General features: G+C 49.5%; 13 protein-coding genes. All 13 read right to left on the bottom strand.

From position 1 onward, the window contains the following. Positions 1–291: 291 nt before the first annotated feature. Positions 292–1,380 carry a glycosyltransferase family 2 protein gene (locus BLV87_RS00440; RefSeq protein ID WP_093064270.1) on the bottom strand — a complete coding sequence of 363 codons (1,089 nt, stop codon included), beginning with the start codon at positions 1,378–1,380 and terminating at the stop codon, positions 292–294. A 16-nt stretch (positions 1,381–1,396) separates the two neighbouring features. Beyond that, the gene (locus tag BLV87_RS00435; RefSeq protein WP_093064268.1) at positions 1,397–2,299 is read right to left on the bottom strand and encodes a glycosyltransferase family 2 protein; all 903 of its coding nucleotides are present in this window, start codon (positions 2,297–2,299) and stop codon (positions 1,397–1,399) included. A 2-nt stretch (positions 2,300–2,301) separates the two neighbouring features. Then, positions 2,302–2,484 carry a hypothetical protein gene (locus tag BLV87_RS00430; protein WP_093064266.1) on the bottom strand — a complete coding sequence of 61 codons (183 nt, stop codon included), beginning with the start codon at positions 2,482–2,484 and terminating at the stop codon, positions 2,302–2,304. 18 nt (positions 2,485–2,502) lie between these two features. Then, complete coding sequence (locus BLV87_RS00425) at positions 2,503–4,581, bottom strand: HAD family hydrolase (RefSeq protein ID WP_093064264.1); 2,079 nt, start codon at positions 4,579–4,581, stop codon at positions 2,503–2,505. After that, a complete protein-coding gene (locus tag BLV87_RS00420) occupies positions 4,566–5,828 on the bottom strand; it encodes a glycosyltransferase (protein ID WP_175517791.1) in 1,263 nt (420 codons plus the stop codon). Before BLV87_RS00420 ends, BLV87_RS00425 begins: the two co-directional genes overlap by 16 nt. A 54-nt stretch (positions 5,829–5,882) precedes the next feature. Further along, the gene (locus BLV87_RS00415) at positions 5,883–6,767 is read right to left on the bottom strand and encodes a class I SAM-dependent methyltransferase (RefSeq protein WP_093064260.1); all 885 of its coding nucleotides are present in this window, start codon (positions 6,765–6,767) and stop codon (positions 5,883–5,885) included. Then, entirely contained in the window at positions 6,733–7,665 is a 933-nt protein-coding gene (locus BLV87_RS00410; RefSeq protein ID WP_093064258.1) for a lysophospholipid acyltransferase family protein, read from the bottom strand. Before BLV87_RS00410 ends, BLV87_RS00415 begins: the two co-directional genes overlap by 35 nt. Beyond that, entirely contained in the window at positions 7,649–8,863 is a 1,215-nt protein-coding gene (locus BLV87_RS00405; RefSeq protein ID WP_093064256.1) for an ABC transporter ATP-binding protein, read from the bottom strand. The genes BLV87_RS00410 and BLV87_RS00405 overlap by 17 nt, the downstream gene beginning before the upstream one ends. Beyond that, entirely contained in the window at positions 8,860–9,630 is a 771-nt protein-coding gene (locus BLV87_RS00400; protein ID WP_093064254.1) for an ABC transporter permease, read from the bottom strand. The genes BLV87_RS00405 and BLV87_RS00400 overlap by 4 nt, the downstream gene beginning before the upstream one ends. Continuing rightward, positions 9,630–10,364: a peptidylprolyl isomerase gene (locus tag BLV87_RS00395; protein WP_093064252.1), complete on the bottom strand. Its 735-nt coding sequence runs from the start codon at positions 10,362–10,364 to the stop codon at positions 9,630–9,632. The genes BLV87_RS00400 and BLV87_RS00395 overlap by 1 nt, the downstream gene beginning before the upstream one ends. A gap of 138 nt (positions 10,365–10,502) precedes the next feature. Then, positions 10,503–11,999: a hypothetical protein gene (locus BLV87_RS00390; protein ID WP_093064250.1), complete on the bottom strand. Its 1,497-nt coding sequence runs from the start codon at positions 11,997–11,999 to the stop codon at positions 10,503–10,505. 146 nt (positions 12,000–12,145) lie between these two features. Further along, complete coding sequence (locus BLV87_RS00385) at positions 12,146–12,538, bottom strand: hypothetical protein (protein WP_093064248.1); 393 nt, start codon at positions 12,536–12,538, stop codon at positions 12,146–12,148. Then, the gene (gene gspD, locus BLV87_RS00380) at positions 12,528–14,801 is read right to left on the bottom strand and encodes a type II secretion system secretin GspD (protein ID WP_093064246.1); all 2,274 of its coding nucleotides are present in this window, start codon (positions 14,799–14,801) and stop codon (positions 12,528–12,530) included. Before gspD ends, BLV87_RS00385 begins: the two co-directional genes overlap by 11 nt. Positions 14,802–14,891: the final 90 nt, after the last annotated feature.

Genomic DNA, 14,891 nt, shown 5'->3' with positions numbered 1-14,891 from the left:
CTTCTTAAATCTGTTTTGCCGATCCACCCCAAACCTAAAAAGGTGGGGGAACAAAGAAACGCGGCATTTTAGGGTAAGTGGCGCTAATTCTCAAGTGTTTACCATCAGCCAACCCACAAAAAAATGCCTCACACAGACGGAGAGGCAATAATAAAGAGACAAACACATGAAAAATCAGGCAACCATTACTATCAATCTGACATAAAAAAACGCGGCTCATGTGAGCCGCGCAATTACCACCAAAGGAGGATGGAGGAGTGTTAAATCGGTAGTAAACAATATATGAATATTCTAATATTCGAGCTTTTCCTTGTCAACATTCTGTAACAAACTTTTCGCACATTTTTCATATCTTTGGTGCGCTAATGCACCTAAAGAGGGCGTATGCAATACGCCCCTACCAGTGGGGATGGGTAGGGGCGTATTGCATACGCCCTTCCCTCCAACATCATCCACCCAATAGGCGCGTTGCACACTAATCATCTTGCATACCACTCGCGGCAATTTATCGTAACGCTTCCCCAAACGAAAACCGATGAGTTTCACTAGGGTTTGTAGCGCCGCGAGTGGCAATAACCATTTGCGACGTTTAGACAAATACGTAATCAATGAACGCACATACACCCAAGCTTCACGATCAGGTAATCCAACCGCCTGCATCAACGGCTGCTCGGCGGCATGAAACACCCCCACATCAAAATAGCGCCTGAAAATCTGAATCAAAGAATAATGGTGTGAATGTTCCACGGTACTATCAGCCGCATACACCGTTTTCCACCCAGCCAGCAACAGACGTGCTGCCACATAACTGTCTTCACTAACGATAATATGTTGCGGAAACCCACCGATGCTGCGCAACGCACTCGCCCGATACACCGCATACACATCCGAGGCAAACGCCGCACGATACCCCAGCGTTTTAAAACTCTCACGATCACGCACAGACACTATTGCAGGATACGTAAACTCACGCGCATGGCATTCTAAGGCATCCGCATTTGCACGTGGTAAGTGCCGCCCGTAAGTCATTCCCACCTGCTCATCATCGCAATGCCTCAACAACTTTTCCAACGAATCCACTTGTTTGAGGACTGCATCTTGCGTCAGGTAAACCAGAAACGCCGCATCCGGGCATAATTCTGCCGCCAATTGGCGTGTGCCACCGTGGCTGAAATCACGCGGATGAATACACTGCACCGCTAGACCCGCAGCCACTGCCAAGTCTGCCGTATGATCGTCAGACATGGAATCAATGACCAAATAACGCCCTGCCTGCACCGTCTGATGCTGAATAGCCTTGATCCATTCCGGCCACAAACGCCCGGCATTGCGCGTCAACACGATAACAGCCACATCAGGGCGCGAAATTATTGTTGTCATAAGTATATCCCTGTGATTAAGCAAACAGCAGTAACGCCACATTATTCAAAACGCCCTGCTTAAATAGCCGGTGATGTAAAATATGTTGCCGCCGTTTCCAACCGCGCAAATGGCGTAACCCGGCAACAGCCTCCACCAGTTTGTAATCCTCAGCATCTAACTGCTCACCGAAACGGTGCAAGAAAACGTCTGCCTGTTGACTCCATGCCTCAACCCGCTCACTCAACCCATTCACAGTGGCTGGCTCTGCCCCGATCTCGTTATCCTCATGCTGGCGATACAACAGTAACGGGTGTGGTAAAGGCTGTATCTGCCCAAACCATGCGCATACCAAGGCCAACCAACGGTCATGCTCCATCGCATACACCGGCAGCGGAAAAGCCAATTGCGCCGCCGCACGATTAAATGCCGTCGCACAACCCGTCACCACATTATTCAGCAAATACGCCTGCTTGCGCTGATTCACCTCAAAACCACGATAGTCCCAAAATGACACCGTTTGTAAAACCCGCCCCTGATCCACCACCACCAAATCGGAATGCACCAACAAGGGGGATTCCTCACCATACTGTGCTTCCAAACGCCGCAGTGCCGTGTATTGCAGTTCCACTTTTTCGGGAAACCACACATCATCCTGATCGCAAAACATCAAGCATGGCGCGGTACTCGCCTCAACCAAGCGGCTGAAACTCAGCTTGCTTCCCAAATGACTGCCATCCAACAGCAAACCTGCCAGCTTTTCCGGGTAGGCTGCCTGCCACTTCAGCAAAATACGTAAGGTTTGGTCAGTCGAGCCATCATCCCGAATCAGCAATTGCCAATCCTGAAACGTCTGCCTTTCCAGCGAAGCCAATAACTCAGGCAACCAGCGCTCACCGTTCCAAGTGGACAGTAAAATCTGCACCCGCACACTATCCATACTCACGCAGACTCAAACCACCCGCGCCACCACTTAACCGCAGCACGATCTAATAAAAACAAGCGCAGGCGTGTAGCGTACCAAATTGTCATTGCCTTGATTCCGGGGCTAAAACAACGCCCACGCCCCGATGAAAAACGGAACGCCAGCGCATACACAAACAGTTTTACTGGACTCAGCACCATAACAGTCCCCTTGGTTTATTATTTTTTTACGGTGTGTAAATACGCGATCCGAAACACAAAATTCGCAATCCCCAACGGCATCCGCTCAAACAAGGCATAGCGCCAAGCACTCAACTCCAACCGCTGCCACAAACGACGCGGACGTAATAAATCCCCCCAGCCCACCGCTTGATTCGCCAGAGCCAACACATGGTCATGCCCAAAATCTTCGGTATGCACTAACTTCGTCAACTCACAGGTTTCCTCTGTCGTGGGGTAAACCACCGCACGCTCTAACACACCGTGCACATAAGGCAATAATTGTTGACTAGAATACCCAGTCAGTTGCTGAACAGCGCGAAAATGTCCCCAATGATGCGCGATACCTAGCTGCATCTGTGCCACCAACGGATTGCAAGCCAATTCAGCCTGCCGGTCAGGAGCCTGTGCGGACTTCAAAACAGGCACAATACGCCCATCTTGCTCCCGGTAAGCAATCGTGGTTGCCTCGTGAGAACGCGCCCCCTGCTCAAAAATCTCCTCAAACTCGGCGGGAATACGCTCGCAGGCATTACCCCGTCGCGAATCATGCACAATGCCTTCACAGGTATTATCGTCCCCAAAGTCCGCATACAATTTCGGGACAAAGGCAAAGTAATAACCCTGTAACTGCGGAAAATCCTTACGCATTCCAAACGCCTGCTTCAAGAACTTCTGCACCGTGCCATTCCAACCAATATCCACCAGCGCCACCCGCTGATGCGCGAAAAAACCCACCTGTTCCAGATACCGTTGCAATAAATCGCGGTGCTGCTTACCCTCAGCCCGAATAATAGCCTGTACCGCTTCATCCTGGAGAAAGTGATGCAAACGCACATCCTCCCAATCATGAATCGGCGCGGAAAAATCCTCAAACCCGTGCTGTTGCGCCAATGGCTGCAAGGCAGCTTCCGGCAAACCGTACACCTTACAAACCGAAGCTAACCCCTGTTGCTTGGGGTTATAGAACGCCACTATTGCTTGCGCATGACTCAAGCCATCTGCTGTTGACGCTGCCGTTATGACACGCCGCGATAAATACACGTACTCAGCCGGAACCGTTGCATCTGTCGTGCGGTACAAACGTTCAAACAAAAAACCATCACGCGCCACAAACAACAACTTTTCCAAGGGCTTACCTGCATCGGCCTGCTGCTGCAAACGTTCTTGCAACCCTTGCATAAACACACTAAAGGCGGGGCCCAATACATCACGCCCATAACGAAAAAAGAAATCACGCGGGTTTAGGCCATCTTGCTGCTGGCTACGGGTTTGCACGCATTCAAAAAAGTGCCGCCCTGCCCAAATGCCACCGCGTTGCGCCATACGTGCTGACAGCACCTGACGCTCACGACGGCGCAAGTCCGCTTTTTCATATAACCAAACACCCTGAACCCCAGTACGGCACGCCATGCGTCGATCTGAAATGGGGTTATCGCCGATGTGAACCACCTGTTGGCTATCCAACCCTTTGACTTGCAGCATTTTCTCAAACAAGCGCCCGCTGTATTTACCCAACTTGAAATCCGCTGACACATAGACAAAGGTGAAATAATCAACAATACCCAGTCGCCGTAACAACTCACACAGCATATCGCCATCCAGATACATATCAGACATGGCAATAATTTCTAGGTTTTGTTCGCGCACCCAGTCCATGAAGACTTGTGCATCAGGCTTGACATACAGGGTTGCAGCTTCTAGCGCCAGCTCCGTTTGCCGAATAAATCGCGGTAAAGCCCCCCTCTCTTGCTCCCTGAGCACAGTCGAAGGGAGACACTCCAGCCAACGGGTAAGTAATTCACTATAACGGCATTCATGATCAAAACCTGCCTGTACAGCTTCAGCACGTAACGCCTGTTCTGCTTGCTGACGCGCCCGCCACACTGTTTCCGCATCCATACCGATACGTTGGCTCACGGCACGGCACACCGCACGCTGTACTTCTAGCGGGTCGCCAACATAACGCCCCAACACCGTATCAAATACATCGAGGGAAACCAGCCGCACCCCCTGAAGACGCGGTTCCAACCATACCCGAACATGTCGCCAATCACGCACAATCAACTTTTCAGGCACAATTCACCTCCCCTCAACCATTGCTTACAACGGCGAAACGGGTTTAACAATGCCTGTCCCAAACGGAAAGCGCGGCTATGCAGCAATACGTGTTGCTGCTGTTGTAATTGCTGGATAAGGACATCACGTTCGCGTATCCACCCATCACGATCAGCCACCCACTGATCACGTGCCGCTAAAGCTGCAACCTGTTGCTGAATTAACGTATCACGTTCCACCAGCCAACCATCACGTTGCACAATCCATGCATCACGCTCGCGTATCCACCCATCACGATCAGCCAGCCATTGGCGCTGTTCTGCCACATGCTGCTGCAAATCGCGGATAAGCTGGTCGCGCTCCGTAATCCAAGCATCACGATCACGGATTAACGGTAGCAACTCCTGCTCACGCGCCAGTAGACGTTGATGTACCAACGTCAACCACTCTTCACAAGTATAACGGTATAAATCCTGAAGTTGCGCAGACAAGCCAGCCAGCGGTGCTGACAACAGTGGCAACCAACGCAACAGCAATTGCATGTTTTCCTCAATCGCAGCCAACGGTTTTTCACGAATGGTATTGGTATCGTGCAAACGATAACCCAACAATTTCTCACCACTCAGAAATTGCACATGCAAACCTGCCGCCACTACCCGCAAGGCATACTCATAATCGTGCACATAGCGCAACTCGGCGAACTGTCCAACCTGCTCATACACACGACGATGGAAAAAGAAATTGGAGGTTGTAATCAGGAAATTACCACGCAATAAAGTCGCCTTAGTATCTGCATGAACAGCATAATCTTGCTTCAAGCCTTCAAACCAAGCCACCCAATGGGGTTCCGCCTGTTCTTTAGGATTGGAATCTGCATCCAAAACGGCGACATCCGTACTGATGAAATCGACGCCTTGGCTATCCGCCAGCCTGACTAAGCGTTGTAAACGCCCCGCCTCCCAAACATCATCGGAATTTAGAATGGATAAATATTCGCCATATGCAAGCTGTAGACCTTCATTAATCGTAGCGGGTGCACCCTGATTGGTGCGATGACGCAAGCAACGTATCCGTGCTGCGGGGTTGATTGCACAAACGGACTGAATCACCTGCCAAGAAGTATCTATCGAGGCATCATCAATAATAATCAACTCAAACGATGTGAACGATTGTGCCAACACTGATGCAATGGCCTGCTGCACCCACCGGGCATGATTGTAAACTGGCAGAATCACACTGACTTTGATGGTTGCGTGCGCCTGATTCACTGCCCAATACCCCAACTTATTATAATTATTACAATTTAATCAACCATCACTGTATCACTCATGCATGAATCGTGCCTGAATACTGCGCCATGCCGTTGCCCCTCTACGGAGCATTTGCCAACTCCTAGTGGCATAAACCCGCTCCAGTTCTGCCTGTGCAAGTGCCAACTCCGTGTGTACTTTGCCCCATGTTTGCCACGAAGCATCAATCGGCTTTAAGCGATGTTGGATCGTTCTTACTTTACCCTTAGGGGATTTCTCCACAATGGGGCTGCCTGCAATAATAAATTGGTATGCAACAGCCTCTGGCTCATGAAACTTGGCTAACGCTGCAGGTGTGGACTCTAAACCTGCCGCTTGCAAGTACTGCTTAATCACCTCATCCGGCAAATCATGCCAAGTATAGTCAATCTCATTCACCGCAAACCCAGCATCCGCCAGCAATGCCTGCACACTTTCAACTGTAAAAAACTTTAAGTGTGTATCGTCCAAAATACCCGCTGGCTCATAATCAAAATGCCCATTGAGTAATTCCAAGCGTACCGAAGCATGGGCAATATTGGGAATAGAAATCAGAACTTGCCCCTCATCCAACAACAAGGGTTTAAGCCGTCGCAGCAGTGATTCAGGGTGTTTCAAGTGTTCCAACACGTCAACCAAGGTAATAACATCAAATTTCTCATCTTCTAACGCATCTAAACTCTGCGGGTCATCCAAATCCTCAGTAAAGACGTAATCACAATAACGCTGGGCTTGCCAAACAATATCCGGGTTGTGATCAATACCAATAATGTTTGCCTCACAACGTTCACGTAGCAAACGTGACATACTGCCATCACCGCAGCCCAACTCTAGCACATGGGCATAGCGTGGAACGCGCCGTACAATTTGACTATGGGAATGGTTATCGTCCAGTGAGTTGGCTGTCGCCTGAGTCATTCTTGTTACTCCGTAGCAGAGGGAGTGCAGGCCATAACCACCAGTGACCGGGATTTTCCCGAATGCGCTGTTCCAGTTGGCTGGCAAGCATCCCCATCAATGCCGTTTCGTCATAATCATCTGGATCAAGCAATGCTGCAAACTCTGCGCAAACCCGACCCCCCCCAAAATCACGCATAAAGAATGGCGCGATCCATGCCTTGGTTTTTTTTGCAATTCGATAAATACCGGCAGGCAGGTCAATAGTACCGCTTATAAAATTAACTGTCACCCTTCCTTTATGCGCTTCTATGTATGGAACATCAAAAATTAATGCAATTAAGTGATCATTAAGCGCCCGATACAGGGGACGCAACTCATCGCCTTCCACTAAAAAAGGCCCACCCAACGCCCGCTGTAAACGCTGCAATTTAAATAAACGGTAACGGTACTCGGCAGGATGTAGCCCATGAACGTTCGCATTACCACCATCACGGGTAATCGTACCTGTCGTCACACCACGCGCCCGCATCGCGGCTCCTGCCATCCAGAAACGCCCAAAATGCCCCCCCGTCAACATGACTCGCTTGCCTTGTTTACGTGCCCGTTCAATGGCGGCAAACCCCTCCATCTCAACAATTTTCTGAATGGGTTGGTGTTGCAAATACCAAGTATCCAGTGCTTCCTGCTCCACCATACGGTAATAATCACTGAGCCAACCTTCTACTTGCATCGCGCTCGCCTGGGGAAAAGCGCTTTGCATCTGGGTACGGATCAGCGCTTCCTCATCCTGCTTTTTGCGCCTAAAAAATGCGGCTTGTTGCGCAGCTAATGCATACCCGGCTGACGGTGGCAAGCGACCATACAATGGAAACAATAGGTTATAGCGTAATGAAAAATCATCAGGACGTAACGGCATGTGCCACCTCACCCCAACGGTGCGCCAATGCCACCATACCAACCCCTTGATGCTGCCCAGCTTGTTGCACCCGAAAGTGACAGCAACGTTCCCGCGAGTCATACACATGCACCCCGCTGCTGTCGATCAACCAAACTTCTAAACAATATTCCCCAGCCAGCAACTGCAGTTGCTCAATACTGAAAGTAGTAGCAAGGATACCCTCCCCCACCGTTTGCAGCGTGACCCCATCATGCAAGGTGCTGATGCCGTAACATTGCACCTCATCATTACGCCGGATAACAATACCGACATGGACATCCCCCAGCGGACGATTCCCTTGAGTGGCTTGAATATGAATCGAAAAAGGCTCATACGTTTGAAACACATCACGATTCAAGGTAACACTGAGCAACAGCGGTAATCCTAGGTGGCTACCCTGTTGCTGATGCTTGAAACCACTAGGTAAATCTGCCCCGACAGCAGCTCTGGCACGCACCGCATCCTGATACGCATCCACCACCGTTTGCGCATCACCAAACAACCTGACTTTACCCTGTTCCAACCACACTGCCTGGCGACACATTTCCCGGACTTGATAAAGATTGTGAGAACAAAACACCAGCGTTGCGCCATTGCTCAAGATAGCCCGCATCCGATCCAAGGATTTTTTTTGGAAATATTGATCGCCTACCGACAATGCCTCATCCACAATCAATACATCTGGCTCAATCACCGCCGCCACCGCAAACACCAAGCGCACAATCATGCCGCTCGAATACGTTTTCACAGGCTGTTGAGCAAACGCTCCCAACTCCGCAAACGCCAACACCGCTGGCAATTTCGCAGCGATCTCTGCATGGCTCAGCCCGCGCAATGCCAGACCCAGCCGCGCATTCTCCACCCCACTGAACGCTGGTTGCAAGCCCGTGCCTAATTCCAACAAAGCTGAATGCCTGCCTCGAATCTCACACCTTCCCTCCGTCGGCGGCAAATTACCTGCCAGCATTTTCAGAAAAGTGCTTTTACCCGCCCCATTGTCCCCCACCACACCCAAGGAAGCGCCTGCTGGCAAGGCTAGGTTCACCCCCTGTAATGCATGAAATGGCGTATGGCGTGGACGACGTAACACCCATTCCAGCAAAGCATCACGCGGATGCGCATAACGTCGATACGCCACGCCTGCATCTTCCAAGCGAATAGCCCAGTCAACACTCACAACACATACCTCACCCGTAACAGTAAGTGTTGGAATAACCACCACCCCAGCGCTACACAAGCGCTTGCCAACACCAGCAGCCCCGCAAATGCCTCCCACAAAAATCGCCCTTCCAGCAGAGCTACCCGGTAGCCTTCCACCAAATAAGCCAGTGGATTCCATGCAAACCAGCCCTGAAATGACTCAGGTACAATACTCATGGGGTAAACAATCGGTGACACCAGCAGCAATACCGTCAACAACGGTGGGATCAACTGACGCAAATCACGCAAGAATACGCCCAGTACCGCTAAACCATACGCAAAGGCTAACGAAAACAACAAGCGTAACAACAAAAAAGGCAGATATAGTACGATAGCCAGTGGCTGACATTGCCCCTGCACACACAGCCACAACCACAATAACCCCACAGATAAACCTTCCACTATTAGTGAAGCCCCCACCGGCAACAGCGGCAATAGCGCAGGCGGCAAAGGTGAATTGAGCAATAACTCACGACGTTCAATGAGAACAGAGGGGGCACGCGTCAACACCTCTGCCAAGGCATTGAAGGCACTTAAACCCGCCAATAACCAAGCTGCAAATGCCCCTGTTTCCGTTGATGTCCCCAAACGCACTTGCAAAATCTCACCAAAGACCAAGGCATACACCAGCAGCATGAATAGCGGTTGCGCCAATAACCAAAACACCCCTAAAACCGTTCCAACATAACGCTCTTGTACATCATGCCGGAGCAATTGCCACAATAACGCCCAATGTGCTGCCATTAGCGTGCAGCTTGTTGAGATTTAAACGCGGTGCTCAACGACTCCAACAACATTTTTTCACGGTCTGTGCGGTATTCTTGTTGCAGTTCCGTCATAATTTCTGATTTTACTTCAGCAAAGGTTCGTGTTTCTGGCGCTTTACGATCCAAAAATGCGAGCAAATAGGCTTTATGGTTGTGAATAAAAACCTCACTCAACGGCTTATTGGCTGACAACTTCTCGGCTGCCTGAAAAAACACATCCGGTCGCTGACCTTGCTGAAACCATTGCGAATCACCTTCTGTCAGTTTCAGATCCACCGCATCACTATGTGCCATCACCGCTGCTTTGAAATCGGTTTTACCCGCAGCAACTTCGGCACGGATACCATTAAGTTTGTCACGTATTGCAGTCGCGTCACCTTCTTTAACTGCCATTTCCAACACCCGCACCCGCAAACGCAGCGGTAATTGGTACTGTTTTTCTTGTCGTGCTTGGTAAAGCTCTTCAGCACGGGCAGTGAAATCAGGCATACCTTCCTCACGAGCCGCGTCTAACGCTAAACGAGCTAGTTGATCATTGCGGAATTCGGTAACGAGTTTTTCCAACTCTGGGCTTTTATCCAACCCTCGCTCTAAACCCTGTTGTATCAAGGTATTGCGGATATAGGTAGTTTCTGACAGTGCAGTGTCATCAGCAGCAAGTGCCGGAAACGCACACGCGTACAGCAACGCGAAAGTTAAGTAACGCAGCATAAACGTATTACCCGATAGCAAGCCTTACATCATAAAAGGGCAGCAGGAGAAATGCCTGCCGCCCGTGGTTTCCCCTGCTATTGCTCAACACAGTCAATCAAAGCGGGGACACACATCGAGAGTGTCCGCTGTTAAGAATTAACGCTGGACTTTGTGTGGTAATGCATCACCAAAGCGAGCATTGGGATTCTCGCTGATATTACCTTCCAAGAACGCGGAACCAACAGCTGGTACACCTTTGTAAATGTTACTGTCCGCATTATAAGTACCCGCTGTTGAACCATAAGCCTGTGCAGCTTTGAAACCCGCTTTCAAGTCATAGCCAGTGAAGCCTAAACGTGCCCAACCACTGACAAATGCTCCTGTAGTCACGCTTTGCTTCGCGTAGCTAGACAATACAGTACGGCTATCATCGTAAGATGGGTCTGTTGATTTAAAGCTAATGACGTTCACTTCACGATTCAGAGTACTGGAGTCAGGCTTTTTACCCGGCAATACTGGAGAAAAACCAAAGCCGCTATTGGGTTTGGAGAAACCAGCTTTGGTTTCTTCTCGGTCAAAAATACCATTTTCAAAGTTGGCAACCACATCTTGATGGATACCGTGCTTTTTCATCGGGAAGGTGATTACCCAATCAGTATGACCATCATAACCATCGGTTGGATCAACGAAGTATTCATTCATGACATGGGGTGCAAGCAACACGTGTGCAATCGGATACGGGTTAGTACCACAACGTGGCGTCAACTCATCTTTGTCCTCCAAACACGCATCAGCTTGCACATTCCAATCCGTCACCACCATTTCCCCTTCGCCTGAAGCATTACGTACCATAATACTACTGCTGGCGACGTTACCCGAAGCTAAGGAAGGCAGCAGGAAGTTTTCCGGATCATGGGACAAATAGTGTTGTGCTTGCGTACTGTAGTTATCAATCGCAATCGGGTCGAGAGCAAACGCTGAGCCTTTCGCAATATTAATGACGGCTGACGAGCCGAACAAACCACCCGTTGGCGCACTCAAGCCTTTTGCGCTAGCGCCTTCACCTTGGGTGAAAGTGCCTTTTGTCCAAGCCTCTTCAACTGTTTTACAGTTGTTAGGCTTACCGTTGTTGTGCAAGACACCTTGTTTGACCGTAATATCATCGACAACACCCATTTCGATGACTTCAACATAGCCTTCTTTGGTATCAGCACCGGTAACGCCTTGGTAAATATTGTGACCATTGAATGGCTGTTCTGCCAAACACTTACCGTCATCGCAAGAGGCTAATGCAGGTAACGTACAAGTACGGTCAGTGGTACTCAGCACACCCGTCCAGTTGCCAGAGGCATCTTGACCGTTTTTCACCGTACCAGTCCAAACATCTTCCGGTGACATGTAGATATTAAAGTCCAGCACGTCATGGCTGGTTTTACCTTCACGGAAACGGATCTTGACGGCCTTAGTCTGGTCAGTGGAGTTCACCAAGTTAATATTAGTGACGTAACCGCCAGTACCATTGTAGTAAGGGAACAGCAACACCTGACCCGTACCGTCTGGGTTGATGTGTACCGCTTGGACACTCGTGATGACTCCCACTACGCCTAAAATGCCGGTTGCGACACTGATGGCGACTTTATTTTTCTTGAACACTTGCGTGCCTCCTGGTTCTATCTTTTATATTGTTGACGGAGCATTGAAAGATTTACTTGTTTAAATCTGCTTATTCCCAGACTCATTTGCTTCTAGGGATGACTAGACCATTATACGCAATAAATAAATTATTTTGATTCGCAAACTTATTCTTTTACGTACCGCCAGTCTGAAAACCAACCGTTCTTGACCCACGTTTCCCGAACAATATCGCTGGTCTCCACCGGTTGGTTTAGACCTCGCATTTTCAGCGAAACTGTGACTTTTACATCCACCCGACAGCGCTCGGCCTCACACTGGACTTTTTGCACCTGTGCCTTACTCCACAGCCCGGCTCCTTGGGTTTTACGTTTGAATATCTCCGGTGGTGTCGTGGCCTTGAAAGCATCGGTATAAAACTCGTAGGCTTTTTCAAGCTCACCTTTAATCAATGCATCCCAACGTTGTTGTGAGCGCTCACTAATGACCGACTCCGTTGAGCTGCACGCGGCTAGCAAAGAGCCAACCAATAGCACAATGATTCCATTATTAATCGACATATTGCCCCTTTAGTTGTGGCAAGAATTTATCGCCATCCATCAAACCTTGCATACGCTCGCGCATTTCTTCACCAGCCTTAACCAGATCGCGCTGCCCTTTAATCGCGGTTGGGGTAATCAGCACCAGCAATTCGGTACGTTTGCCACCACTGCTGTTAGCACTGAACAGCCCGCCCACCAAGGGGACTTTACTCAAACCCGGTACACCATTGCGCCCTTGCGTATTATTGTCACGGATCAAGCCACCCAACACGATGGTTTCACCACTTTTCACCGCCACTGTGCTCTTGATATTGCGTTGCAGGAAACTGCGGTTGCCAGTGGCAGAATCCACCTCACCCACATCCGTAATATCTTGCTGAATATCCATCTTCACCAAACCATTGCTGTTCACCTGTGGCGTGACTTGCAAGGAAACCCCAGTATCCTTGTACTGCACCGTGGTTGCAGTGGTTAAACTTGTGCCATTACCATTGGGAGTCGAGAGACTCCCCGTAAATACGGGTTGCTGATCCCCCACTTTAATAGAGGCCGTCTGATTATCCAGCACCAGAATAGACGGTGAAGACAATACCCGCACTTTAGATTCACGCGCCAACGCATTCAGCGCCCCCATGACCCGTTCCGCTCCCAGTGTTGCTGAGAAAGAGAAACCACCCGGTGTCATGTAGCCATTGCTACCGGAAGCCAGTCCACCAATGCCGTTAGAACCAAAGGCATTACCATCGTTTTTGAAATACCACTGCAAGCCGTATTCCAAACCATCTGTCAGTGTCACCTCCATAATAGAAGCCTCTACCTGCACCTGCATCGGCATCACATCCAGCCGTTTGAGCGATTCCAAAATCTGCTGGTAAGCCTCTTCGGTGGACATAATCATTAAAGAGTTATTAGTTTTGTCTGCTACAATGCGAACTTCAGCATCTGGATTAATCGCCACACCGCCGCTGTCACCCAGCATGGTCTTAGGAACCTCAGTCGCTGCCATAGGTTGACCATCTGCTCCGACTGTTGCTGGCTCTAAACCGGGGGCAAGACTGGAGGCACTACTTCCCAGTACTGCGCTTTTAGTGCTACTGCTTTTCTTACCACCAAAAATCTGGTTCAACATATCGGCTAAATGTTCTGCATTGCCATTTTGTACATGGTACACAAACAATTGCTGGCCTGCGGTCTGGCTAACTTGGTCGAAGCGATCCACCCAGTCTTTCATGTCCTTCAAGTAATCGGCGTTAGCAGAAATAATCATAATGCTATTCATGTGCTCAATTGGCATGATTTTAATCATACCCGCCATCGGGCTATTGCCACTTTCACCAAACAAGGCATCAAGGTTTTTTGCAACGATATTGGCTTCGACATTTTTAACGCGGTATAAACCCACCGACATGCCTTTCAAGACATCCACATCAAACGTCTTAATGGTTGCCATCAAGTTCGCCAATTCAGAACTTGTACCCGCTAACACCAGCATATTACGGTTCGGGTCAACACGGACAAACGCATCGGGGCTTGCCAGTGGCTCCAGAATTTTTTGCATTTCAGCAACGGGAATATAACGCAAGGTTACTACCTGCATACTGTAACCCGGCTTAATTTGCCCAGTGGATGGCATGAAACCACGTCCTTTCAAGTTGGCGCGTGCGGCTACTCGGTAATTGCCCGTATCATCCTTGTACAAAACCGCCCCTTGGGTTTGCAGCAAAGATTCCAAAGTCGGAATCAATGCACTGCGATCAATCGGGTCAGTGGAGTTAATCGTGACTTCACCTTCCACCCCCGGTTCGACGGTGTAGGTTTCCTTGAGAATATCCCCCAACACCACTTTGACCACTTCTCGGATACTAGCTCGCTCGAAATTGAGAGCAATGCCCGCGTCACCACCACGTTTGCTGCCAGCAGCAAGCGGATTCTTCACATCAGAACGGTAATAATCTTGGCTGCCCAAGATCAACTCAACATCATCAACTTTTCCCACTTTAGTTGTTGCGCCAGAACTACCCACTGACATGGCATCCCATGCAGGTGTCGCCCGATTGTCTTCTTGATAGCCTACAGTTTGGACAGCACCGGAATCCGCCGGACGTAATACCGGACGTGACAAACCAACAGCGGCTGGTTCCAGCTCCTTCACTGCATTACTGCGTTGAAAACCTTGATGTTTGATATTGTTGCGATAACCCGGACTGCCTTTTATGGATGTGCAAGCGGACATTAGTACCGCCACACTGACCAGCCCTACAATGCTGCCCCTGTATTTCACAAAGCTAACCCCATTTGTTTTTTATTTTTATTTTAATACCCGATGCAATAAGCGCTGTCGAGTTTGGTTTTAACTATACTAATGGTTTAT

The organism is Thiothrix caldifontis, from assembly GCF_900107695.1.
GTDB lineage: Bacteria > Pseudomonadota > Gammaproteobacteria > Thiotrichales > Thiotrichaceae > Thiothrix > Thiothrix caldifontis.
Note: the sequence above shows the minus strand (reverse complement) of the source record. Positions and strands in the feature narration are given on the sequence as shown.

Excerpts from the sequence above, each read along its gene's own strand:
- BLV87_RS00410 (WP_093064258.1), bottom strand. The coding sequence starts at position 7,665 with ATGCCGTTACGTCCTGATGATTTTTCATTACGCTATAACCTATTGTTT.
- BLV87_RS00415 (WP_093064260.1), bottom strand. The coding sequence starts at position 6,767 with ATGACTCAGGCGACAGCCAACTCACTGGACGATAACCATTCCCATAGT.
- BLV87_RS00435 (WP_093064268.1), bottom strand. The coding sequence starts at position 2,299 with ATGGATAGTGTGCGGGTGCAGATTTTACTGTCCACTTGGAACGGTGAG.
- BLV87_RS00430 (WP_093064266.1), bottom strand. The coding sequence starts at position 2,484 with ATGGTGCTGAGTCCAGTAAAACTGTTTGTGTATGCGCTGGCGTTCCGT.
- BLV87_RS00385 (WP_093064248.1), bottom strand. The coding sequence starts at position 12,538 with ATGTCGATTAATAATGGAATCATTGTGCTATTGGTTGGCTCTTTGCTA.
- BLV87_RS00395 (WP_093064252.1), bottom strand. The coding sequence starts at position 10,364 with ATGCTGCGTTACTTAACTTTCGCGTTGCTGTACGCGTGTGCGTTTCCG.
- BLV87_RS00440 (WP_093064270.1), bottom strand. The coding sequence starts at position 1,380 with ATGACAACAATAATTTCGCGCCCTGATGTGGCTGTTATCGTGTTGACG.
- BLV87_RS00400 (WP_093064254.1), bottom strand. The coding sequence starts at position 9,630 with ATGGCAGCACATTGGGCGTTATTGTGGCAATTGCTCCGGCATGATGTA.